A 24383-nucleotide genomic window follows, 5' to 3' on the forward strand; every position below is an offset into this window, starting at 1 on the left:
GGTGCCTGTCCGGCAACTACAGGGAGTGGGTCATGGGTCTGGTACAAGCGGTGAAGGGTGCAGTCGGCGGTGTGCTGGCCGACCAGTGGAAGGACTTCTACACCGTGCCGACCGGCCTGCCGTCCACGGCAGCCCTGTTCGCGGCGGTGCCGCAGGGCACGAATGCCGGGCGCGGTTCGAACACCAGCGGCTCCTCCAACATCATCAGCAACGGTTCGAAGATCGTCGTACCCGAGGGCTACGGCCTGCTGCTGTTCCAGGATGGCGCGATCACTGCCTTCGTGGCCGAGCCGGGTGGCTACGAGTGGCGTTCGGACGATCTGAACTCGCAGTCGATCTTCGCCGGCGACGGCCTGGTCAGCACCTTCATCAAGCAGAGCTGGGAGCGCTTCAAGTTCGGCGGCCAGCCGGGCTCGCAGCAGGCCGCCTTCTTTGTTTCGCTGAAGGAACTGCCGGACAACCGCTTCGGCACCCAGTCGGAAATCTACTGGGACGACGGTTTCCTCAACACCCAGGTCGGCGCGGTCACTCGTGGTTCGTACACGCTGAAGATCGTGGACCCGATCCTGTTCGTGAAGAACTTCGTTCCGGCCAGCTACCTGCGGCCGGGCCAGGTATTCGACTTCACCGATCTGGACAACGCCGCTGCCAGCCAACTGTTCAATGAAGTGGTGGGTTCGCTGGCGCCGGCGTTCAGCCTGTACACCAACGATCCGGGCAAGGGCAACCGCATCACCAAGCTGCAGCAGGATTCGCTGGGCTTTGCGCAGAGCCTGTCGGCCGCCGTCGAACAGGGCTACCAGTGGAAGTCCGATCGTGGCCTAGCCATCGTCAAGACCGCCATCGTCTCGATCGAGTACGACGCCAACACCCGCGAGCTGCTGAAGACCGTGCAGCGCGCCGATGCGCTGTCCGGCTCGCGTGGCAATTCCAACCTGCAGGCCAGCGTCGCCCAGGGCATCCAGTCCGCCGGTGAGAACGGCGGTGCCGCCGGGCTTGTCGGCGTGGGCATGGCATCGGGCATGTTCGGCGCGGGCAACCTGCAGCAGCCGGCAACCCCGGCCGCCCCTGCCGCCGACGACCCGGTGGCCAAGCTGAAGAAGGCCAAGGAAATGCTCGACCTGGGCCTGATCACCCAGACCGACTACGACGCGCTGAAGGCCAAGGCGCTGGGACTGTAAGAAGACGCAGGACGCGCAACCACCATGTCCGATCCCAGAAACACGCCTCCGCCGCTGCCCGGTTCCGCTTCAGCACCCCCGCCCCTGCCGGCGGCGGTGCTGGACGGCCCCGGTTCGCCGCAGGATGTCCCTCCCCTGCCCGGCAGCTTCCCGCTGGATACTTCCAAGCTGCCTGAGGCCATCCGCAACGAAGTCGAGGCGCCCGACCCGGTCGCCATCGACACCGCTGCGGCCGAACTGAAAGACGGCCTCAACCGCTGCCCCAAGTGCGGCGCCACCGACATACGGCCCAAGCTGGGCACCGATATCCTGGTCTGCCTGTACTGCCGTCACCAATGGCATGGCGCGCGGGTGGAGGAGGAATTCGGGCTGGGCGAAGCCATCGACCAGCTGCGTGGCACCGTCATTGCATCGGGCGCACGCGATATCGATGCCGACACCTCGGCACTGATGACCTTCAAGTGCACCGGTTGCGGCGCCGAAGTCACGGTCAACACCGAAAGCACGATGACGGCGCGCTGCCACTGGTGCCGGCATGTGTTCGGCGTGAACGAACAGATCGCCAACGGCGCGGTGCCCGACGCCGTGCTGCCGTTCCATATCAAGAAGGAGGATGCGGTCGCGCGCATCCGCCAGTTCGTCGACAAGCGCCGGATGTTCGCGCTCAAGGCGTTCAAGGAACAGTTCACCCCGGAGAACGTGGTGGGCGTGTACCTGCCCTACATGATCGTCGACGGCAATGTCAGCGCAGCGGTGGCTGGCAAGGGTGAGATCAAGACCCGCGAGTACACCCGTGGCACCGAGAAGAACAAGCAGACCTACTACGACGCGGATATCTACCAGGTGGAACGCCAGGTCGATTTCACCGTGGACGACCTGCCGCTGGAATCCTCTGCCGAGCGCGGCAACCTGGACACGCGCGCCAACACCAACAACATCATCAACACGATTCTGCCGTTCGACACCAAGAACGCGGTGAAGTGGAACGCCTCGTACCTGGCCGGGTTCACTTCGGAAAAGCGCAACCTGGACGTCGAAAAGCTGCGGCCGCGCCTGGAAGACCAGCTGCTGTCGATCGCCCGCGCGCAGGTGGAAGGCACGGTGCGCCGTTACGACCGTGGCGTGCGCTGGGAACAGGAGCAACTGGAAGTGCACGGCACCCGCTGGGTGGCCATGTACCTGCCGGTGTGGCTGTATTCGTACCACCAGCCCGGCAAGAACGGCGGCATGCTGCACTACATCGCGGTGAACGGCCGGACCGGTGAAACCATGGGCAGCGTGCCGGTGCAGCAGTGGAAGATGCTGCTGGCGGCGCTGACCGCAGGTACGATCATCGAAGCCCTCGCAATTGCCTTCCTGGTGGCCAGCACATGAGTGATGACAGTGGTCTTTGGTTGTTGGCCGCAGGCCCGGCCGGCGCAACTGCGCTGTACTGGGCGCTGTACCGCTTCTACCGCAATACCGACAAATCGCATTCGTTCGAGCACGAGACCGAGATCGATGCCAAGCCGGTGACCGGCTCGGATCGCCGGGTCGATTCGATCTCGGGCACGCAGGAAAAGCGGATCCGCGGCGACAACGTGTATGAGTATCGAAAGCGGGTGGCGCGGATGAGCAGCGGAGACGATTGAACGCTCCGCCAGCGCTTCGGGGGCTGGGACCATCCCAGCCTTCGAAGCAAACCGGAACGTCAGGTGGCCGTACGTCCCGATGCCCCTCGATTCAGTCCGGCGCCACCTCTCCGTTGATCTGCTGCATCACTGAGCGCTTGCCGTCACTGGCAGGCATCGCTTGCACCAGGTTGCGCAGCAGCCGCAGGTCCTGCTGCCGGCCAAGCTCGTCGCTGAGCCGATGCAGCGCCTTGTAACGATGCCCCGAGGCGTGCAGCGGCCTGCTGTGCGGCACGTGCAGCTGCAGGTCGCAGGCGATATCCAGTTGCATGCGCAGCCTGCGCACGCGTCGGCGCCAGCGGTGGACCGCCGCGGCACCGCCGTCGCGTTTCGCCCGTGCGGCAGCCTTGTCCACGCGGCGCCAGCTACGCTCAAGATTCTGGCGCAGCGGGCCACGCCGCAGCTGATGCCAGGGTTGGACCGCCAATTGCTGCTGCACCGCTGCCAGGACACGCAGGCGGCGTGCAAACCCCGGGTCACGCTGCAGGGTCGCCTGCAGCAGCCCCTCACGACGCAGGACCAGCATCCGGATGACGCCGTTCCATCGCGGATCGGCAACCCGCTCCTGCAGTTGCCGGGCGACCTCGACCACCACATGCGCATCGCGAAGGCGGGACAGGCCATCACCCAGGCGCTTCAATCCCAGGTCGGCAGCCTCGACGTCCAGCGCTGCGTGCTCCAGCAGCGCCAACAGGGACCGCAATCGGCGGATGGCCTTGCGCGCGGAATGGATGGCCGGGTGCGGGTCGGATGCCGACGACAACGCCGCAGCGATCGCGGCACACTCATGCAGCGCTCTCTGGCGAAAGGCCTCGCCGGCTTCTGCTGCGGACATCGATGTTCCCTGCCGGGATGGGAGCCGCAGTGTAGCCTGCTCACCGTCGGGCACCGGCACCACGCAGCCGTGACGCGGCGCTGCCTAGACTTGCGCCCCTTCGCCCGTGCTGATCCCGCCACGCTGGCGCAGCACCCCTCCTCCCGCTCGAGATCAACGTGACGTCCCTGCCCTCATTTGCCACCCGCGACAGCCGGGCCACCGACAGCGTCAACATGGCACTGGCCGCCGGGGCCATCGTCGGCACCTGGTTCTGGGACGTCCAGGCCGACCAGCTCACGGTCGATGAAGCCCTGGCCCGCGCCTTCGGCCTGGACCCGGCAATGGCGCAGCGGAAACTGCACCTGCAGGACGTACTGGGCGCCGTGCATCCCGATGACCTGCCCGCACTGTCGGCGGCGATTGAGCAGACCGTGCAGACGGGCGGGCGCTTTGCCCACCAGTACCGCGCGCGCGCCACCGATGGCAGCTATCACTGGCTGGAAAGCATCGGCAGGGTCGATCTGGATGCCCAGGGCCGCGCGCTGGGTTTCCCGGGCGTGCTGATCGACATCGATGAGCGCCTGCGCGTCGAGGCCGAGCGCGACCAGGCGCAGGCGCTGCTGCGCTCGTTCGTGGAGGCGGCACCGGGCGTGATGTATGCCAAGGACCGGCAAGGCCGGCTGCTGATCGGCAACCACGGCACCACCGAGCTGATCGGCCTGCCGCCGGGAGAATATATCGGGCGCACCGATGCCGAGCTGTTGGGCGACCCCGCCCAGGCGGCGTCGGTGATGGCGACCGACGAGCGCATCATGTCCAGCGGCAACAGCGAGCAGCTGGAGGAGGAAGTGAGCTTCCCCGATGGTCGCCGGGCCTGGTGGCTGTCGACCAAATCGCCGCTGCGCGACGCCGATGGCGCCGTGATCGGCCTGGTCGGTACGTCGCTGGACATCACCGACCGCAAGGCCGCCGAAGCAGAGCGTCGTGATATCGAAGAACGCTACCGGCTGGCCGCACAGGCCACCAACGATGCCATCTGGGATTGGCGCATCGCCGATGGCCAGGTGATCTGGAACGAAGCGCTGGCCAGCCTGTTCGGCCACACGGAGAAGAACACGACCGCGCAATGGTGGCTGCAGCACATCCACCCCGATGACCGCGCGCGCATCGATCACGGCATCCACGCCGTGATAGACGGGAACGGCAGCGGCTGGACGGACGAGTACCGTTTCCAGCGCGCGGATGGCAGTTATGCGTCGGTGCTGGATCGCGGAACGGTCCTGCGCGACGCCGATGGCACCCCGCTGCGGATGATCGGGGCCATGCTGGATCTCTCCGGTCGGAAGGCCGCCGAAGCGGCGCTGGCCGACAGCGAAGAGCGCCTGCGGCTGGCCACCGAAGCAGGCGAGCAAGGGTTCTGGGACGTGGACATGGTGCAGGACGTGCTGATCTGGCCGGCGCGCACCAAGGCCATGTTCGGCATCTCCGCCGGCGCGCCGGTGACCATGGACGACTTCCGTGCCGGGCTGCACCCGGACGACCGCGCGGCAACCCTGGCCGCGTTCGCCGCCGCCTGCGATCCCGAGCGGCGCGAGACCTATGACGTGGAGTACCGCACCGTCGGCAAGGAGGATGGCATCGTCCGCTGGGTCGCCGCCAAGGGCCGCGGCATCTTCGAGTTCGGCAGGTGCGTGCGCGTGCTGGGCGTGGCCATCGACATCACCGCGCGGAAGGCCGCCGACGCGCGCCTGCAGGAGCTGAACGGGCAGCTGGAGGCACGTGTGCGGGCCGAAGTCGCCGAGCGCCTGCGGGTGGAAGAGGCGCTTCGGCAGAGCCGCAAGATGGAGGCGGTCGGCCAGCTGACCGGTGGTATCGCCCACGACTTCAACAACATGCTGGCGACGGTGATCGGGCCGCTCGACCTGCTGGCGCTGCGCCTCGGCGACAGCGACGCGCGCGCCAGCCGGTACATTGAAATGGCCCTTGATGGCGCGCAGCGCGCCGCCCAGCTGACCCAGCGCCTGCTTGCGTTCTCGCGCCAGCAACCGCTGCAGCCGGTGGCGATGGATGCCAACCGCCTGGTGGCCGGCATGACCGACCTGCTGGTGCATTCCCTTGGCAGCAGCATCATCCTTGAAACCGCACTCGGCGCGGGTCTGTGGTGGACCCATGCCGACGCCAACCAGCTGGAGAACGTGGTCCTGAACCTGGCGGTCAACGCGCGCGATGCGATGCCCTCCGGCGGCCGATTGAAGATCGAGACCCGCAACCAGCGCGTCGACCTCGACACCGCATCGGCGCATGCCGGCGTGCCTGCAGGCGACTACGTTGTGATCGCGGTGACCGACGACGGCAACGGGATGACGCCGGAGGTGATGGCGCGCGCGTTCGATCCGTTCTTCACCACCAAGCAGGTCGGCCAGGGCACCGGGCTCGGGCTGTCGCAGGTGTATGGCTTCGTCCAGCAATCGGCCGGGCATGTGAAACTCGATTCCGCGCCCGGCAAAGGGACGCGGGTACAGGTCTACCTGCCGCGGCTGCTGGCCGACGTCGACATGCCCGCTGCCGCATCGGATGACGATGCGCCGGCCCTGCACGGCGGGCGCGAGCACATTCTCGTCGTGGACGATGATGCGGCCGTCCGCGCGTTCTCGGTCGATGCCCTCACTGAACTCGGCTATCGGGTACTGGCCGCAGATGGCGCCGCCAGCGCCTTGGCGCTGCTGCAGGCCCATCCAGAGGTCGCGCTGTTGTTTACCGACGTGGTGATGCCCGAGGTCAATGGACGGCAGCTGGCCGAGCAGGCACGCGCGCGCCATCCGCAGCTGAAGGTGCTGTTCGCCACCGGCAACAGCCGCAACGCGCTGGTCGACAACAACGTGCTGGATGCGCAGGTTCAACTGATCGGCAAACCGTTCACCATCGGCGAACTGGCCTCGCGGGTAAGGATCGCGCTGGCCGGCGATGGCTGAAGGCCGCCACGCAGGTTGCGCCGCAGCCGGCAGCGGATGAATGCGCGACCGGGTCATGCTTCACCGCATGCCTACCGCGGCACCGCCATGCTGTCCCGGCATTGAAACCGCCAGCCAGCCTGCCGCAGCCAGCGAGGAGCCACGATGAGCCCACCGTCACACCTTCCCCTTTCGCGCCGGGAACTGCTGAAGTTGAGCGCGGGATCGGCCACCACCATGGCCCTGCCTGCCGTGGTCGCTGCGGCGGAGCCGGACCGGACCGGTGCACGGGCACCGGAACTGATGCAGGTGGACTTCGAGGTCAACGGAACAGCGCGATCGCTGCGGCTGGACACCCGCGTCACCCTGCTCGACGCCCTGCGTGAGCACCTGCACCTGACCGGCAGCAAGAAGGGCTGCGACCACGGCCAGTGCGGTGCCTGCACGGTGCTGGTGGACGGCCGGCGCATCAATGCCTGCCTGACCCTGGCGGTGATGCACCAGGGCGCGAAGATCACCACCATCGAAGGCCTCGGCACGCCAGACCGGCTGCACGCGATGCAGGCGGCCTTCGTCAAGCATGACGGTTTCCAGTGCGGCTACTGCACCCCGGGGCAGATCTGCTCGGCCGTCGCCGTGCTGCAGGAAATCAAGGCCGGCATACCGAGCCACGTCAGCGCCGCGTTGGACGCGCCCAGCGCCTTCACCGCCGAAGAACTGCGCGAGCGCATGAGCGGCAACATCTGCCGGTGCGGCGCCTATTCCAACATCATCGAGGCCATCCAGGACGTCGGGGAGGCCAGCGCATGAGAGCTTTCAGCTACGAGCGCGCCCGCTCTCCCGCCGAGGCGGCAGCGGCAGCGGCGCGTACCCAGGGCGCTCGGTTCATTGCCGGCGGCACCAACCTGCTGGACCTGATGAAACTGGAGATCGAGACGCCCGCCCACCTGATCGACGTCAACGGGCTGGACCTGGACACCATCGAGCCCACCAGCCAGGGAGGCCTGCGCGTCGGCGCGCTGGTACGCAATACCGATCTGGCGGCCGACCGGCGCATCCGGCGCGACTATGCGGTGCTGACCCGCGCACTGGTGTCCGGCGCATCGGGTCAACTGCGCAACAAGGCCACCACCGCCGGCAACCTGCTGCAACGCACCCGCTGCCCCTATTTCTACGACACCGCACAGCCCTGCAACAAGCGGCTGCCCGGCAGTGGCTGTGGCGCGCGCGAAGGTTTCAGCCGGCAATTGGCCGTGATCGGTGCCAGCGAGCACTGCATCGCCACCCACCCCAGCGACATGGCGGTGGCGATGATGGCGCTGGATGCATCGGTGGAGACCGTCCGCGCCGACGGATCGCGCCGGAACATCGCGCTGGACGCCCTGTATCGCGCTCCTGGCCGTACGCCGCATATCGACACCGTGCTGGACAAGGGCGAGCTGATCGCCGCCGTAGTCCTGCCGCCGCCCCCGGGTGGCGTGCACGTGTACCGCAAGGTGCGCGACCGCGCATCGTATGCGTTCGCCCTGGTGTCGGTGGCGGCGATCCTGCGGCCCGATGGCAGCGGCCGGATCGCCCTTGGCGGTGTCGCGCACAAGCCGTGGCACAGCGCTGCGGCCGATGCGGCCCTGCCGCAGGGCGCCGCCGCCGTGATGTCGGTGCTGCTGCAGGGTGCTGCGCCCACCGCACAGAACGCCTTCAAACTGGCGCTGGCCGAACGCACATTGGCTTCCATCCTGCAGGACGTGAGGGCCGAGGCATGAAATTCGACACCCCCGCAGGCCGCAATCCGATCGATGCGCAGACCGTCGTCGGCAAGCCGCACGATCGCATCGACGGCCCGTTGAAGGTCACCGGCAAGGCCACCTACGCACACGAATGGCATGACGCCACCCCGTCCGCCCCCGCCTATGGCGTGGTGGTCGGCGCGGGCATCGCCACCGGCACCGTGACCCGCATGGAGCTGGACGCAGCGCGGCGCTCGCCCGGCGTTCTGGCCATCGTCACCGCCGACACCGCCGGGCCGCTGCATCCGGTCAAGCGCAACGCCGCGCCGCTGCTGGGTGGTCCGAAGGTGCACCACTATCACCAGGCACTGGCGGTGGTGGTGGCCGAAACGTTCGAACAGGCCCGGGCTGCGGCCGGACAGATCCGCATCCGCTATGCCCCGCAGCGCGGCCACTTCGATCTGGCGGAGGCCAAGCAGGCAGGCGCTTCCCTGCAGACGCCGGAGCCCGATGCGCGCGTCGGCGATTTCGAGAAGGCCTTCAGCCAGGCGGCGGTTACGCTCGATGCGACCTACCACACCCCGGACCAGTCGCACGCAATGATGGAGCCGCACGCGACGATGGCCGCCTGGGAAGGCGACCAGCTGACGGTGTGGACCTCCAACCAGATGATCGACTGGGGCCGCACCGATCTGGCCCGCACACTGGGCATCGCCAAGGACAAGGTGCGGCTGGTGTCGCCCTACATCGGCGGCGGCTTTGGCGGAAAGCTGTTCCTGCGCTCCGATGCGCTGCTGGCTGCGCTCGCCGCACGCGCTGCCAAGCGGCCGGTGAAAGTGGCCCTGCAGCGGCCGCTGATCGCCAACAACACCACGCACCGCCCGGCCACGCTGCAGCGCATCCGGCTGGGCGCAACGCCGGAAGGAAGCCTGACCGCCATCGGTCACGAATCATGGTCGGGCAACCTGCCAGGGGGCTCGCCGGAGGAAGCGGTGCAGCAGACCCGCTTGCTGTATGCGGGGCCCAACCGCTTGGCCGCACTGCGCCTTGCCACCCTCGACCTGCCCGAAGGCAATGCCATGCGCGCGCCGGGCGAAACGCCGGGACTGATGGCGCTGGAAATCGCCATGGACGAAATGGCCATCAAGCTCGGCCTGGATCCGATCGAATTCCGTATCCGCAACGACACCCAGGTCGACCCGTCCAATCCCGAGCGCCCCTTTTCACAGCGGCAGCTGGTGCAGTGCCTGCGCACGGGCGCCGAACGGTTCGGCTGGCAGCGGCGCAGCGCCACCCCGGGCGCCGTGCGCGATGGACGCTGGCTGGTCGGCATGGGCGTGGCGGCAGGCTTCCGCAACAACCTGGTGATGAAATCCGGCGCACGCGTGCGCCTGGCCGCTGATGGCCAGGTCACCGTGGAAACCGACATGACCGACATCGGCACCGGCAGCTACACCATCATCGGCCAGACGGCCGCGGAAATGCTCGGCGTTCCGTTGCAGCAGGTCACGGTCAAGCTGGGCGATTCCCGTTATCCCGTGGCTGCCGGCTCCGGTGGCCAGTGGGGCGCCAACAGCTCCACCGCAGGCGTCTACGCCGCATGCATGGCACTGCGTACGAAGGTCGCGCAGGCGCTGGGAATGGACCCGGCGGCAGCGCAGTTCGAAGCCGGCAAGGTGACCGCAGGGGGACGCAGCCGCGCCCTTGCCGATGCCGCTCAGGCCGGCGAGCTGGTGGCCGAAGACAGCATCGAGTTCGACACGCTGCAGGAGAAGTACCAGCAGTCCACCTTCGCCGCGCATTTCGTCGAGGTGGGCGTGGATGTGGCCTCGGGCGAAAGCCGGATCCGCCGCATGCTGGCCGTGTGCGCAGCCGGCCGCATCCTCAACCCGAAGACCGCGCGCAGCCAGGTGATTGGCGCGATGACGATGGGCATCGGCGCAGCGCTGTCGGAGGAACTGGTGGTGGATCGGCGGCTGGGGTTCTTCGTCAATCATGACCTGGCCGGCTACGAAGTACCCGTGCATGCCGACGTGCCGCACCAGGAGGTGGTGTTCCTCGATGAAAGCGATGCGGTGTCGTCGCCGATGAAGGCCAAGGGCGTTGGCGAGCTGGGCCTGTGCGGCGTAAGCGCGGCAGTGGCCAACGCGGTGTACAACGCGACCGGAATCCGCGTGCGCGACTATCCACTGACCCTGGACAAGCTGCTCGCCGGCCTGCCGGACATCGCATGACCAGTGCGCTCCACCCTGCCCCGTTAGATCTGGACGGCGGCAACCCGCGCCCCGTGCTGCAGGCCGCCGCCGACGCGGCGCGTACCGGCCGCGCGGCTGCGTTGGCAGTGGTGCTGCAGACGGAAGGGTCCAGCTACAGCCGCGCGGGCACCTGTGCGCTGTTCGAACCGGGTCGACAGGTGGGCTGGCTGAGTGGCGGCTGCCTGGAACCGGAGCTGGCGCGACAGGCCGCCAACGCGGTGGATGCCGGGCGCATCGCATGGATGGAGATCGACAACCGAGACGACGCTGCGCTGTTCTCCGGCAATGCCACCGGATGCCGGGGTCGCCAGTGGATGGCACTGCTTCCATTGCCGCAGCTCGGCGGCATCGAACAGCTTCTCGATGCGTGGCTGCAAGGGCCGCACACGCTGCACCTGGCACTGCAGGCCGACGGACGGCTGGACGCCCGCTGCGCCGGCTTCACCTTCACCCGCACGGTGCCCCCGGCCGCCCCGCAGCCGCTGGACGGCAGCCACCGCTGGCGGCTGCAGTGGCACCGGTCGCCTGTCGTGCACGTGCACGGAGCAGGCCCGGAGGCGGCGCTTCTGCTGCCCCTGCTGGACCATCTGGGCTGGTGCGCGCATGTTGAGGAACCGCGACCCCGCTGGCGCGAGCACCTGCCCCTTGCCGCTGGTTCGTATTCTTCTTCAGCTGCCGCCGGCGCGGCCGATGCCGCACTCGTGATGCATCACAATTTCGAGCTCGACCGTGACGCGCTCGAACGGCTGGCAGGCTCGCGCGTACCCTTCATCGGGCTGTTGGGGCCACGCCGTCGCAAGGACGACCTTTTCAGCGTGCTGGATAGCCACACGCGCCGCGCGCTGGAACCGCGCCTGCGCTCACCGATCGGCCTGCCCCTGGGCGGACGTGGTCCCGAAGCGATTGCCTTGAGCATTGCCGCGCAGCTGCAGGCATGGCGGCACGGAACGCCCCTGGCCACGCCATGACCGGGCATGCGGCCGTGGTGCTCGCAGCCGGGTGCAGCCAGCGCCTGGGGCAGCCCAAGCAGCTGCTGCGTGCGGGCGGAGAGACGCTGTTGCGACGCAGCGTGCGGCTGGCGCTGGAAACCTTGCCGGACACGCTGGTGGTGGTACTGCCCCAGCACCCACGCTTCGAAGAAGAACTGCACGGCCTGCCGGCACAGCGGCTGCACAATCCCAACCCTGGGCTCGGCATCGGCGGCAGCCTGGCGCTGGCCGCTCCCCACGTGCACAGCGCCGCCAGGGTGCTGGTGATGATCTGCGATCAACCGACGCTGCGCGTGGAGCACCTGCGCGCGCTGCTGGGCGCGGCAGCCGCTGCACCGTCCGGCTGCGCGGCCACGGTACTGGGCGACACCATCGGTGTGCCGGCGGTGGTGCCGGGCAGCTGGTTTGCCGGAACAGGACTGCAACCTGCAGACGGGGGATTTGGCCGGCGGCTGCGGCAGACCGAAGGCATTGCGCGCTGCTCCGGCGCCGGTCTGGACTGCGATATCGATACGCCCGAGGACCTGCGCCGCGCGCGCGCGCTCGGCTGGCTGGATCCTGCGTCCGCCTGAGGGCGGCGGCGACAGTTGAACTGGCCCGGCCGCGCTGCGCGGGCGCTCGGCATACACGCTGCGCGGACGTTCCGCCGCGCAGGATGGTGCGCCCGCTACCTGCCAGCATTCCCGCACATGGCCGCACCCTCAGGCTCCCGCCTTGTCATCTACGCCGCGCTGGCCGGCAACCTCGCCATCGCCGTTGCCAAGTTCATCGCCGCCGGCCTGTCCGGCAGCTCCGCGATGCTCAGCGAAGGCGTGCATTCGCTGGTCGATACCCTCAACGAGGTGCTGCTGCTGTACGGTCTGCGCCGTGCCGAAAAGGCTCCTGACACCCTGCACCCGTTCGGCTACGGTCGCGAGCTGTACTTCTGGAGCTTCATCGTCGCCCTGCTGGTCTTTGCCGCCGGCGCCGGTGTGTCGGCCTATGAGGGCATCCAGCACATCCGCCAGCCGGAACCGGCCACCAACCACGCCATCAGCTACAGCGTGCTGGGTATTTCCATCCTGTTCGAAGGCGCCTCCTGGTGGGTTGCACTGCGCGAGTTCCGGCGCAGCAAGGGCACGCTGGGCTATTTCGAGGCGTTCCGCCGCAGCAAGGACCCCTCCACCTTCACCGTGTTGCTGGAGGACAGCGCCGCCCTGCTCGGCCTCGGCTTTGCCCTCGTCGGGCTGCTGGCCGCGCAGCTGCTGGAAATGCCGGTACTGGATGGGGTCGCCTCGTTGTGCATTGCCGGCGTGCTGGCGCTGACCGCGTTCCTGCTGGCGCGGGAAACCAAGGGCCTGCTGGTGGGCGAGCCTGCCCACCCGGCCGTTGCCCAACGCATCATGGCGGTGGCCGTGACCGATCCGGACCTGCGCCGTGCCAATGGCGTGACCACCATGCAGATGGGCCCGGAACAGGTGGTGGCCATGCTCAGCGCCGAATTCGAGGACGACCGCACCACCCCGCAGATCGAAGCCTGCATCACCCGCATCGAGGGTGCGGTGAAGCAGGAGTTCCCGGAACTGGTGGCGCTGTTCGTGAAACCGCAGACGCCGGAAGTCTTCGCCAGACGGCGCGCGGCGCTGGCTGACCCGGAGTGAATCAATGGCGGCGGCTTCACCCGCTGCACGCCACACTGAAGCAGGCTTGGGAAGCGAGCACTGCCGCAACATGATGGATTGGCTGCCGGATACCTGGATACCGATACCCCGCACCTTCTACCGGCGCCCGTCGACGGTGGTTGCACCGGACCTGCTCAACAAGCTGCTGGTGCGCAGCGACGGCCGTGCAGCGCGTATCGTCGAAGTCGAAGCCTACGCCGGCAGTGAGGATCCGGCTGCCCATTCGTATCGTGGCAGGACCGCACGCAACGCCAGCATGTTTGGCGAGGCCGGGCACCTGTATGTGTATTTCACCTACGGCATGCACTGGGGCAGCAATGTGGTCTGCGGCGAGGTCGGCGAGGGTGTTGCGGTACTGCTGCGCGCGGCAGAGCCGGTGGCCGGACAGGAACGGATGTACCCGCTGCGGCCAGCTGCCCGCCACGATCACGACCTCGCCAGCGGTCCCGGCAAACTGTCGCAGGCGTTCGGCCTGGACCGGCGCGTTGACGGCGCCGATCTGGTCACCGCCAGCCACGGCATCACCCTCGTGGATGACGGCACGCGGCCCCCCGACGATCCGGTGGTAGGCCCACGCATCGGCATCACCCGGGCAGTGGATTTTCCTTGGCGCTGGCATGTTCGCGATCATCGTCACGTTTCAGTGCGCCCTGCCCGCGCCTCAACGCGAAGGAGCCCCCGATGACACCTCTCGACAAACCGCTGCGCCGTGAACTGACCATCGCCGGCCAGGCCTATACGCTGACCCTGGACCCGAGCGGACTGAAGCTGGTCGAGAAGGGGCGGCGGAAAGGCCTGGAACTGCGCTGGGAAGACCTCGTCTCCGGTGACGCCGCGTTGGCCAGCGCCCTGCAGGCGTCCCTGCAACAGCCATGAGCAGGCGCATCACGACGGCATCACTGCCGTACGCAGGGCGCTAACAGACCGGGTACTAGCGTGGACAGCCATGGATGAGGCCACCCGACTTCGCGAAATCGAACGGCTGGGCGTGCTCGATACGCCGCCCGAGCCGGTGTTCGATGCCATCGTCGCCGCCGCGCGCGCCGCCACCGGCATGCCCATCGGCCTGGTCTCCATCGTTGCCGAACAACGGCAATGGTTCAAATCCAGCATCGGCTTGGGCGACGTCAGCGAAACGCCGCGCTCCATCTCGTTCTGTACCTACGCCATCGAACAGGACGCGCTGCTGGAGATTCCGGATGCGCGGCAGGATCCGCGCTTCGCCCACAACCCGCTGGTCACCGCCGGGCCCAGGGTGCGCCACTATGCCGGCATCCCTCTGGCCACTGCCCATGGCGCGCGCATCGGCACGCTGTGCCTGCTCGACACCCTGCCTGGCGTGCTGTCACCGTCGCAACGTGAGCTGATGGTCCATCTTGGCCGGGTTACCACCCAGGTGCTGGAGCAGCGCAGTGCGCTGTTGCGGCAGATCGACCAGGCACAGGCGCTGCATCGCGATCTCAAGCGCAGCGAGGACTTCCTGGAACGTACCAACACCGCCGCCAAGGTCGGCGGCTGGGAGCTGGAGCTGGCCACCCGCGAAGTGCGCTGGACACGCGAGACCAAGCAGATCCACGGCGTGCGTTCCAGCTACCAGCCAACATTCGAATCGGCCCTGTCGTTCTATCGTCCGGACAGCCGCAGCATCATCCAGGCGGCGGTGCAGCGCTGCACCGAACATGGCACGCCCTGGGAAGTGCAGCTGCCGATGACCACCGCCGATGGCCGCAGCATCTGGACCCGCGTGGTGGGCACCCGGCAACAGGTGGAGGGCCTGCCACGGCTGGTCGGTGCCATCCAGGACATCACCGAAGAACGCGCGGTGGTGGACGCGCTGGAAGCCAGCGAGGTGCGTTATCGCCGTCTCTTCCACTACAGCCTGGGCCTGATCTGCACGCACACGCTGGACGGCACCGTGACATCGGTGAATCCGGCAGCCGTGCAGTCGCTGGGCTACCCGGAAAGCGAGATGGTTGGCCGCAGCCTGTGCGACCTGATGCCGCCGGAAAAGCGCGAGGCGTTCAAGGCCTACCTGCGGCGCATCGAAGCCAACCATACCGACGCAGGCGTGATCGAGCTGCTCGCCGCCGATGGCACCCGCCGCTACTGGGCCTACAACAACGTACTGGACACCGAGACCCATCCCCCGTTCGTGCTCGGCCACGCCCAGGACGTGACCGCGCTGCGCCTGCAGGAAGAGCGCTTGCGCGAACTGTCGCTGAAGGATCCGCTGACCCAATGCCACAACCGCCGGTACCTGCATCGGCTCGACGACGTCGCCTCGCGGTCGTGGGCCTGCCTGGTGTTCGACCTGGATCACTTCAAACAGGTCAACGACACCCTGGGGCACCGTCGTGGTGACACGGTGCTGGTCGAGTTCGCCGACTTCCTGCGCGCGCCGCTGCGGGCCAATGAGGCGGCAGTGCGGTTGGGCGGCGACGAGTTCCTGGTGGCGCTGATCGAACCGGCGGCCGGGCGGCTGGCTGCGCTGGAAGCCTGGTATGCGGGCAACGCCGCGCGTGCTCCCACCGCGTTCTCGATGGGCGCCGCCGTCAACGTCCCCGGCGAACCCGTGGCCGACACCATCCACAAGGCCGACAGCCGGCTGTATCGCACGCGGGCCCGGGTACGTCGCGAGATGCGTCCGCCGGGCAGCGCCGACTAGCGGGTAACGGTGACCCACACAGGGGCATGATCGCTGGCCTTCTCCTGCAGCCGCACCCAACGATCGACACCGGCATCCTCAAGCCCTTTGGCCAGTACCGGGTTCAGCAGCAGATGATCGATGCGCAGGCCGCGATCGCGTTCGGCGTGCTGGCGGAAATAGTCCCAGAAGGTGTAGATGCGCTGGTCGCCATGAACCGTGCGCAGGGCGTCGGTCCACCCCTGCGCCAGCAGCTGCTGGAAGGCATCGCGGACCTCCGGCTGCATGAGCGCATCGCGCCGCCACGAGGCCGGGTCGTACACATCCTCGTCGTCTGGAATGACATTGAAATCCCCCAGCAGCAGTGCCGGGTGCGGAAGATCGACCAGGGTGCGCGCATGGCGGATCAGCCGCTGCATCCATCGCAGCTTGTAGTCGAACTTCGGCCCCGGCTGGGGATTGCCGTTGGGCAGGTACAGCGCCGCAACCACAACGCCATGGACGGCAGCTTCCAGGTACCGGCTCTGCGTATCGGCCGGTTCGCCGGGCAGGCGACGCCGGCTTTCGATCGGCATGGCATCGCGGGCCAGTATCGCCACCCCGTTCCAGCGCGCCTCGCCCAGCCACAGTGCGCCATACCCTGCCCGCTCCAGCGCGTCGACCGGAAAAGCGGCATCGACCGCCTTCAGCTCCTGCAGTGCCACCACGTCGGGCGCTTCACGCCGCAACCAGGACAGCAGATGCGGCAAGCGCGTGCCGATGCCGTTGACGTTGAACGTGGCAATGCGCAGTGTCTTGCGGCGAGCCATTGCGGAAGTACCCGAGCGGCGGGTCTGCAGTATTGGCGAGGCGGCATGCAGGCAGCGTGGAGGACGCCGCACGCAGGTTCACGGCGTTGCCGGGCCCGCCCCTGGCAGGAAGTTCGCCATCCGCTCCAGCTCGTCCTCCAGCGCATTGCTGAATGCCACGTCCCTTGGTGCGCTGCCATCGACGTAACCGAAGCTGGGCTGCAGCTGCCCATCCTTCGCCGCGACATTGGCCCAGCCGATCACCTGGTCGCGCCACAACAGCGGCAGCGCGTAGTAGCCGAAGCGACGCTTGGCCGCCGGGGTGTAGGCCTCGAACCGGTACACCCAGCCCCAGAACAGTTCGAACCGTCGCCGATCCCAGGCCACCGGATCGAACGGCGCGAGCAGCCGCACCTGTTCATCGGTCTGGTAGCGCCGCGAACGGGGGTTCTCGTCGGCCGGCCAGTACCAGGTGGTTCCATCGATGCTGCAGCCCGCCAGCTGCTCGCGCGCCAACCGCAGTGCCTGCTGGATCTCCTCCGCCAGATGCGGTGCGCCATAGCCCAGAAGCCGCGCCAGATAGGTGAGGCTCGCCGAAGGCAACGGCGCGTACTTGTGCACCACCAGATCGATCAGTGCGGTAGCACGCTGCAGGCGTGCAGCCTTGCCGCCATCGGCCGGGGCATGTGTCGCAACGGCATAGATGCGGGTACCGCTGTCACGACGATGGATGCGCAGCATGCCGCGATAGTGCATGCCGTCCAGCAGGTGGGTGCTGGCGTTGCTGGTGCCGCCCCAGTAGTTGGTCACCCGGCCATGCGCGAACGCCTGGTCGACTTCGCGCGGATGCACCGCCCCCCGCTCCTGCACGAACGCCAGCACGTCGGCCGCCTTGCGCCGCGTGCTCGCATCCCATGGCCTGCGGGACACCCGGGGATGCATCAGGGACAGGTGTTCGCGCGGCAGGAAGCCGTAGTTGACGAGGAAGTCTTCCTCGATCGGCAGTCGGCTGTAGCGGCGCTCCAGGTCCCCGGCCCGGTAGCCCTTCACCCGGTGCCGCAGGGTCAGGTCCTGGGCGCGTGCGGGCGCACGGATGGGGTCGGCCTGCACGAAGCCCAGCCGACGGATCGCTGTCAGCAACGTGGTAGGCGTGAACAGCGTGCGGGCTACGGCGTAGCGGCGCAGATCATCGAGGGTCGGCGAGGTCGGCATGGGCCGATTGTAGGACTGCCGGCCGCCCCGCTGCAGGACGTCATCCGCGCAAGGCGCACCGGATCCGCCGGCCCGCCGCTTACAATCTCCCCAGCAGGCCACAGCCAAGGGAATCGCGTGCCACCGTTCAACCTGTTCCAGCGCCTGTCGCAGGCGCCGACCAACCCGCGCACCGACACTGCGCCGCGCACGTTCGACGTGGCCGAGCTGTACGAAGGGCCGGTGCGCCTGCAGGACGACGCAATCGCAGCGCCCGTGCGGCTGGACGAGAAACTGCGCCAGGCCTACTTCTGGATCGTCAACAACGCGATCATCAGCCCGCACTACGACATCGAGTACCACGAAGGCCCCTCCGCCTCGTTCGCGGTGGGTGACACACGGCGGCCGCTGACCCTGCCATCGGCGCAGAGCTATTCCAGTTACGTGCTGCTGCCGCTGCTGACCTTCGCCACCCGCCGCAAGTGCCTGTTCGTGGGTGGGCCAGGGCGCGGCAAGACCGCCAGCGCGATCCTGATGGGCGTCCTGGCCGGCTATCCGGTCCGCGAGGTGCGCCGGGCGATGCAGCACGGGCACCCGCAGATGACCATCGCCGATCTGCTCGGCAACCCCCTGCCCGCCGACCTGGTGGCCGCGCAGGACATGGCGGACATCCGCATTGCCTGGCGGTCGTGGCTGGGCATGCGGGTGAAGATCATCGACGAATACAACCGCATTCCCACCCGCACGCAGAGCGCGCTGCTGACGGTGATGGGCGACAACTACGCCGAGATCCTCAACCACGTCTACGAATGCCCGGAATCGGCCTGGTACCTGACCGCCAACGATGATCGCGGCGGCGGTACCTACCAGGTGATCGAAGCCCTGCGCGACCGCATCGACGTGGTGGTGCAGGCGCTGGCTTTCAACCCGCGGTTCCTGGAAGAGATGCTGCTGCGCATCGAGCAGGACATCCGCCCGGAAGAGGTCGTGCCGCGTGACATCATCTTCAGCGAGGCCGAGGGCGACCAGCTGCTGCAGGAGATCCGCGCGGTCGACGTACCGCAGGACGTGCGCCGCCGCATCGAATTCTTCAGCAGCCAGTTCGAGCTGATGGAAACCGCCGGCGCCCAGTTCGAGTACCTGACCAAGGACACCGTGCGTCTGGCCGGCACCGAATGGGCGCAGGCAACCGCTGCCGACAGCGGCCGCGACCGCATGAAGGACCTGGGTTGCCAGACCCGCAACGGCCTGTCGGTGCGCAACCTGATGACCCTGCTGATGTTCGCCAAGGCCATGGCGTACTTCCGCGGCAGCCCTGCCGTTGCCCTGGAGGATGTGCGCCAGGTACTGCCCTTCGTGCTGAACGACAAGCTGCAACCGGATCTTGATGCTCCCTTCTTCGCCCTGCCGGAGAATGCGCCCTATCGCAGCGATCGGCTCAGCTGGCTGCGCTGGCTGCTCGATGCCTCCAATGCCGAATATGACCGGCTGGATCTGGATCGCGACGATCCGGTGGGCGAGCTGTCGGCACAGTTCCAGCGGGGCCTGGATGGGATGACCGAGACGGAAACGCGCAAGCGCCTGACCCGCATCGAGCGTCTGGTGGACGAACGGGTGAAGGGACGCAAGCTGTACGGCCATCTGTACGACGACCTGCTGAAGCTGAAGTACCTGCACCAGCGCTACACCAACTACCTGCATTGGCTGCGGGCACGCTGATCGTGGTTTCCGCCGTTCTCGCCGAGCTGCTGGCCGCGCGCCGTTCCGTGCTGAACCAGGCCGTGGCCGATGCCCGCCACCGCTGGCCCGGCCTGGACATGGCCGCCTTCAGCGCGTTCGTCACCCAGACCATCGACCCCCTCTGCCAGGCCATCCAGCGCCACCACCCGTCGGCAACGCAGAGCACGTGCGAGGCCGCCTTCGAGATCGGTCTGGAGCTGGTGGCGCAGGGCCATGCCGGCCCGAAGGCGCGTCTCCCGTGGGTCGAGCAGGCCTGGCGCTCGCTGGCCCCGGCCCTCGCCCCGTTGCTGGCCGACGCTCCGCGCGAGACCCTCGGCACCATCAGCAATGCGGTGGTGCGGCTGGGCGCCAGTCCGGACATTCGCGTCGCGCAATGGATCGATGCGATGGCCGCGCATGCAGGCGGGTGTACATCCTTGCCGGAACTGCGCGACATCGGGGCGCTCTGCGCCTGGCAGGCGGGGATGGTGCAGCTGCGCCGCCCTGCCCTTGCCCGTATCGATGCCCTGCCCGCGAATAGGGTCGCCGCCGTGCTGGGCATCGATGCGGGTGATCTGGCCTCCGTCCGGGTCCAGCTTGAGCAGGACCGCTGGTGGAATCCGCGGCAGGGTAGCGTTGACCTGCGCGGGCATCGTGTCGGCAGCTTCAGCGGCCTGGACGGCGCGTTTCCGGCACCGCCACAGGTCCGTGCAGCGGCCGAGGGCTTCGTGGTCGAAAGTGCGGGCGGGTACTTCCTGCTGCTCGCCGATGCCTTCGGTGCCGTCCTGCTGCCTGCCAGCGCCGCCGAATACGCAGCGGGCAGCAGCAGCGGACCGGCGCCGGATGTGACCGCCCGCTTGGGCGTGCAGTGGATGGCGCCGGCGTTGTCCAAGGACGACCTGTGTGCGGTCTCCGGCGCGTCGGGCATCGCCCTGTTCTCGCCGTGGTCGCACCATGTGCACGTGTTGCCACCCCAATGAGTGCCACGGTCGCTGATCCGCTGCAGCCCTGGCGCGAGGCCTGGCCACAGGCACTGGCCACATGGAGCCGTTTCACCCGGCTGCAGGACCCGAAGCTGTGCCATTCGCGCATGCAGGCGGCTGCCGAGGGCCTGACCGGCAGCTTCGCGGCCATCCGCCTCGCCGACCAGCGCATCGTCATCGACCTGGAAGAAGTACAGCGCCTGCAGCTGCAACCCTACGCGCTGGAGATCCTCGCCCACGAGATCGGCCACCACGTGCTGGCGCCTGCCACCGCCAGCGACCATGCACGGCTGCTGGCGCGCATCCGCCGTGCGCTGCCGACGCTGGAAGCGCATGCACCGATGGTCGCCAACCTCTACACCGACCTGCTCATCAACGATCGCCTGCAGCGCCAGAGCGGGCTGCGCATGGATGCGATCTATCGACGCCTGGCCGCACAACCGGCGCAGGCCAGCTCGCCGGTCTGGCAGCTGTACATGGGCATCTACGAGGAACTGTGGCAGCAGCCGCGCGGCACGCTGGGGGGCTCGACCGACGACAGCGCATTGCAGGGCGATGCCTGGCTCGGTGCACGCGTCGTGCGCGTCTACGCCAGCGACTGGATGATCGGCGCTGGCCGCTTCGCCACGCTGCTGCTGCCCTGGCTGCTGGAATCACAGCAGGATGCGCGGGTGGATGCCCTGATGGATACCCGGCACGCCGGCCAGGGAAGCCAACCGGTCGGCCTGGGGCAGCTGGAGGACGACGAGTTGGCGTCGGCGCCGCACCCTGCATCCGACCCACGCATCACTGGCGATGAGCGCAGCGGCGACGCACAGCAGAAGAGCGATCTGCCTGCGGATGCGCTCGCTGGGGACCCCGCGCACCCGCCAGGACAGATGCGCGAGCCGTTCGAGTACGGGCAGATCCTGCGCGCGGCCGGCCTGGACCTGGATGACCATCAGATCGCCGTGCGTTACTACCGCGAGCGCGCGCTGCCACACCTGATCCGCTATCCGTCGCGGCCGCAGCCGCAGGCCCTGGAGCCGCTGCCGGAGGGGCTGCAGCCCTGGGAAGCCGGCGATGCACTGGACGCAGTGGACTGGCTGCAATCGGTGCTGTATTCACCCCATGTGATTCCCGGGCTGACGACGGTACAGCGTGTGCACGGGCTGGCACCCGGCCGTGAACCCGCTGCCGAACCGGTGGACCTGGATCTGTACGTTGACAGTTCCGGTTCGATGCCCAACCCGCAGGCATGGACCTCGTTCCTGACCCTGGCCGGCGCCATCATCGCGCTGTCGGCGCTGCGCGTGGGTGCACGCGTGCAGGCCACGCTGTGGAGTGGTACCGGGCAGTACCTGCACACCGATGGCTTCGTGCGTTCGGAAGACGACATCCTCAAGGTGCTTACCGGCTATTTCGGTGGCGCCACCGCGTTTCCGATCCACCGGTTGCGTGACACCTATGCCGAGCGTCCACCGCATGCACGGGCGGTGCATATCCTGCACATCTCCGACGACGGCATCACCACGATGTTCGACAAGGATGAGCGCGGCAACAGCGGCTGGGACGTGGCCGCCAGAGCGCTGCGTGTGGCCGGCGGTGGCGGCACCATGGCGCTGAACCTGTTCAGCCCGCTGCCGTCCCGCATCGCCGATGCCGGCAGCGCGGGATGGACCGGCGATCTGCTGCGCGCACGCGACGCGGGATGGAACATCCATGTGGTGCGCGACATGGCCGACCTGCTGCAGTTCGCGCGCGCCTTCAGCCAGCAGCACTACGGCCCTGGCGGCATGCGGGTGCAGCGATGATCGTGCTCTGCCTTGCGCCCGCGCACCTCTGACGATTGCCCTTCCACCCAGGTATATGCCAAGTCTGGAACCTGACCATGCTCTCCGGCCCCTCCCTTGACGTTCTGCTGCGGCGCCTGCTGGACATGCCGCCCGATTTCCTCGAGCCACCCCGCCGCGCCGGCAGCGGTCGGCTGCACGTCGCGGCGGTGGTGGGCGATGTGTTTGCCGCACGCTCTCTGCACCTGCCCCCTGCACTGCGGGCAACGCTGTCGGGTGATCTGGCCGGCGTGGATGCAAACCAGCTCTCGCTTTCAGCGGTGACCGCATGGCTGATGGCAGATGCGTACTGGAATGCACTGGCTATCGCCCCGGAGGCGTGGATGCCCCTGTTCGCCGAAGCAGTCCCGGCGCTGGCGGCCAGTACCAGCGCAGACCGGTTCGTGTTCGATCCGGAGCGCCGCGAAGAACTGGTGCGCACCGTGGTGGCCCGGCTGGGCCTGCTGCCGCAGGGTGAAACAGCGGCCCAGGCGACCGATCGCCTGGCCCGGGTCAGCGGCGTGGAACGGCAGCGTCTGCTCGATGCCAGCCGCGCTACTGAAGAGCGCGCACGTGCGATCCGCGAGGCCTTGGCGCGCAAGGCGGCCGAAGAGTCTGCGGACAAGTGGACCCGCGAGTGAGCCGCGAGCCTACCGATGCCGATCGCTATCCCACGCTGAGCGCGGCGGGCCTGGCGATGCTGCAGCAGATGCGCGAGCACCCGGCGGCGCCGATCTTCCGCAATGCCAGCGGCAACCGTCTGCTTGCCGATGAGGTGACGGCGTTGCGTGGCTACGAACGGGAGATCGCCTGCGCGCGCTTCGAGTGGACGCCAGACCAACCGCCACCGTGGCTGCAGGCGCATGTGACCGAGGTATTTGCGCAGGTGCCGTATTACCGCGCGCAGGCGATGCCAGCCGCCTTCACCGACATTGCACCGGTCCACCGTGGCGACCTCGCAGCGGACATCGCCCGTTTCGTGCCAGACCCGGTACCGCTGGAGCGGATGATCAATTTCCGCACCACCGGCACCACCGGCCATCCACTGGTACTGCCATCGCATCCGGTGGTGGCGGCACGCTATCTGGCCCATCACAAGCGCGCCTTGCAGCGCTTCGGCATCACCCTGGCGCACGGCCGCGGCCAGATGGGGGTGATGTTGCTGGGCATGCAGCAGCGGTGCTTCACCTATGTTTCGGTGACACCGACGATGGACGAATCCGGCCTGGCCAAGATCAACCTGCATCCCGATGACTGGCGCCATCCTGAGGACCGCGCGCGCTACATCGACCAGATGCAGCCGGAAGTGATCGCCGGCGATCCGATTTCCTTCGCAGCGCTGCTGGAATTGCCCGTACGGCACCGGCCGCAGGCGCTGCTGTCGGTATCGATGGCGCTGTCTCCGGGCCTGCGCCAGGCCCTGGCCGCGCGCTTTGGCTGCGCGGTGCTCGATCTGTATTCGATGAACGAGGCGGGCCCGCTGGCCGTGTATGACGATGCTGCCGGCGGCCATGTACTGCTGCAGCCGCGCATGTATGTGGAAATTCTCGGTGCTGACGGGGCGCCGTTGCCGCCCGGGGAGGTCGGTGAGATCACGCTCAGCGGCGGATTCAATTTCTGCCTGCCGCTGCTGCGCTACCGCACCGGCGACCGCGGCGCGCTGGCCATCGCCGGCGATACGCCGATGATCGTCGGCCTGCAGGGGCGACGTCCGGTACGCTATCTGACCGCCGACCAGCAGTGGATCAACAACATCGACCTGACCCATGCGCTGGCTGCGCTGCCGCTGTCACGATACGTGGTGCATCAGCACAGCGATGGCCGCGTTGCATTGTCGTTGCCACCTGCAGAGCTGGGCTACTCCGCCGAGGCGATCCGCTGCCTGCGCGCGGTGTTGCGAGGACAGCCGGTGGATGTCATTGCGCTGCAGCGCGAAGACAAGGTCCTGCAGTACTCCAGCGACGTAGCCGGGAGCAGTTCGCCGCCGCGATGAGTG

At 67.9% G+C, this 24383-nt stretch carries 21 protein-coding genes; 18 read left to right on the forward strand and 3 right to left on the reverse strand.

Translation table 11 applies throughout. From position 1 onward, the window contains the following. The first annotated feature begins 32 nt into the window (after positions 1 to 32). Genes LC407_RS07560 through LC407_RS07570 form a run of 3 tightly spaced genes read left to right on the forward strand, consistent with a single transcriptional unit; the run spans position 33 to position 2812 of the window. Positions 33 to 1181 (forward strand): SPFH domain-containing protein, encoded by a 1149-nt coding sequence (locus LC407_RS07560; protein WP_025874463.1) that lies wholly within the window; start codon positions 33 to 35, stop codon positions 1179 to 1181. A gap of 24 nt (positions 1182 to 1205) precedes the next feature. Beyond that, entirely contained in the window at positions 1206 to 2555 is a 1350-nt protein-coding gene (locus LC407_RS07565; RefSeq protein WP_059064210.1) for a hypothetical protein, read from the forward strand. Beyond that, positions 2552 to 2812 (forward strand): hypothetical protein, encoded by a 261-nt coding sequence (locus LC407_RS07570; protein WP_223482537.1) that lies wholly within the window; start codon positions 2552 to 2554, stop codon positions 2810 to 2812. The genes LC407_RS07565 and LC407_RS07570 overlap by 4 nt, the downstream gene beginning before the upstream one ends. A 91-nt stretch (positions 2813 to 2903) precedes the next feature. On the opposite strand, the gene LC407_RS07575 is transcribed toward LC407_RS07570, so the two are convergent. Then, entirely contained in the window at positions 2904 to 3686 is a 783-nt protein-coding gene (locus LC407_RS07575) for a CHAD domain-containing protein (protein WP_223482538.1), read from the reverse strand. 158 nt (positions 3687 to 3844) lie between these two features. Here LC407_RS07575 and LC407_RS07580 point away from each other — a divergent pair, with 158 nt between their 5' ends. From LC407_RS07580 to LC407_RS07625, 10 genes are all read left to right on the forward strand, one after another. Then, positions 3845 to 6640 carry a PAS domain-containing sensor histidine kinase gene (locus LC407_RS07580; RefSeq protein WP_223482539.1) on the forward strand — a complete coding sequence of 932 codons (2796 nt, stop codon included), beginning with the start codon at positions 3845 to 3847 and terminating at the stop codon, positions 6638 to 6640. Between the two features lie 144 nt (positions 6641 to 6784). Next, on the forward strand, positions 6785 to 7429 hold the full coding sequence (paoA, locus tag LC407_RS07585) for an aldehyde dehydrogenase iron-sulfur subunit PaoA (RefSeq protein WP_032974655.1): 645 nt from the start codon (positions 6785 to 6787) through the stop codon (positions 7427 to 7429). After that, entirely contained in the window at positions 7426 to 8382 is a 957-nt protein-coding gene (locus LC407_RS07590) for a xanthine dehydrogenase family protein subunit M (protein ID WP_223482540.1), read from the forward strand. The genes paoA and LC407_RS07590 overlap by 4 nt, the downstream gene beginning before the upstream one ends. Next, positions 8379 to 10580, forward strand: coding sequence for an aldehyde oxidoreductase molybdenum-binding subunit PaoC (gene paoC, locus LC407_RS07595; RefSeq protein ID WP_223482541.1), 2202 nt, complete (start codon positions 8379 to 8381; stop codon positions 10578 to 10580). The genes LC407_RS07590 and paoC overlap by 4 nt, the downstream gene beginning before the upstream one ends. Beyond that, positions 10577 to 11569, forward strand: coding sequence for an XdhC/CoxI family protein (locus LC407_RS07600; protein WP_223482542.1), 993 nt, complete (start codon positions 10577 to 10579; stop codon positions 11567 to 11569). Before paoC ends, LC407_RS07600 begins: the two co-directional genes overlap by 4 nt. Further along, a complete protein-coding gene (locus LC407_RS07605) occupies positions 11566 to 12162 on the forward strand; it encodes an NTP transferase domain-containing protein (protein ID WP_032951669.1) in 597 nt (198 codons plus the stop codon). Before LC407_RS07600 ends, LC407_RS07605 begins: the two co-directional genes overlap by 4 nt. A 117-nt stretch (positions 12163 to 12279) precedes the next feature. Next, on the forward strand, positions 12280 to 13230 hold the full coding sequence (locus LC407_RS07610) for a cation diffusion facilitator family transporter (RefSeq protein ID WP_025874453.1): 951 nt from the start codon (positions 12280 to 12282) through the stop codon (positions 13228 to 13230). Between the two features lie 70 nt (positions 13231 to 13300). After that, on the forward strand, positions 13301 to 13936 hold the full coding sequence (locus tag LC407_RS07615) for a DNA-3-methyladenine glycosylase (RefSeq protein WP_033831185.1): 636 nt from the start codon (positions 13301 to 13303) through the stop codon (positions 13934 to 13936). After that, positions 13933 to 14127 (forward strand): hypothetical protein, encoded by a 195-nt coding sequence (locus tag LC407_RS07620; protein WP_025874451.1) that lies wholly within the window; start codon positions 13933 to 13935, stop codon positions 14125 to 14127. Before LC407_RS07615 ends, LC407_RS07620 begins: the two co-directional genes overlap by 4 nt. Positions 14128 to 14197: 70 nt before the next feature. Next, complete coding sequence (locus tag LC407_RS07625; protein ID WP_223482543.1) at positions 14198 to 15916, forward strand: PAS domain S-box protein; 1719 nt, start codon at positions 14198 to 14200, stop codon at positions 15914 to 15916. Here the strand turns inward: LC407_RS07625 and xth are convergent. After that, entirely contained in the window at positions 15913 to 16704 is a 792-nt protein-coding gene (xth, locus tag LC407_RS07630; protein WP_223482544.1) for an exodeoxyribonuclease III, read from the reverse strand. The genes LC407_RS07625 and xth overlap by 4 nt on opposite strands. 78 nt (positions 16705 to 16782) lie before the next feature. Continuing rightward, entirely contained in the window at positions 16783 to 17895 is a 1113-nt protein-coding gene (locus LC407_RS07635; protein ID WP_223482545.1) for a crosslink repair DNA glycosylase YcaQ family protein, read from the reverse strand. A gap of 117 nt (positions 17896 to 18012) precedes the next feature. On the opposite strand from LC407_RS07635, the gene LC407_RS07640 reads away from it, so the two are divergent. From LC407_RS07640 to LC407_RS20890, 5 genes are all read left to right on the forward strand, one after another. Continuing rightward, positions 18013 to 19593: an AAA family ATPase gene (locus LC407_RS07640; RefSeq protein WP_223482546.1), complete on the forward strand. Its 1581-nt coding sequence runs from the start codon at positions 18013 to 18015 to the stop codon at positions 19591 to 19593. 2 nt (positions 19594 to 19595) lie between these two features. After that, entirely contained in the window at positions 19596 to 20573 is a 978-nt protein-coding gene (locus LC407_RS07645) for a hypothetical protein (RefSeq protein WP_223482547.1), read from the forward strand. Further along, entirely contained in the window at positions 20570 to 22369 is a 1800-nt protein-coding gene (locus tag LC407_RS07650) for a hypothetical protein (RefSeq protein ID WP_223482548.1), read from the forward strand. The genes LC407_RS07645 and LC407_RS07650 overlap by 4 nt, the downstream gene beginning before the upstream one ends. Positions 22370 to 22446: 77 nt before the next feature. After that, positions 22447 to 23028, forward strand: coding sequence for a hypothetical protein (locus LC407_RS07655; RefSeq protein WP_164279953.1), 582 nt, complete (start codon positions 22447 to 22449; stop codon positions 23026 to 23028). Then, a complete protein-coding gene (locus tag LC407_RS20890; RefSeq protein ID WP_223482549.1) occupies positions 23025 to 24380 on the forward strand; it encodes an AMP-binding protein in 1356 nt (451 codons plus the stop codon). Before LC407_RS07655 ends, LC407_RS20890 begins: the two co-directional genes overlap by 4 nt. Positions 24381 to 24383: the final 3 nt, after the last annotated feature.

The sequence above is a fragment of the Stenotrophomonas sp. OVS01A genome (genome assembly GCF_019969775.1).
GTDB classification, from domain to species: Bacteria; Pseudomonadota; Gammaproteobacteria; order Xanthomonadales; family Xanthomonadaceae; genus Stenotrophomonas; species Stenotrophomonas indicatrix.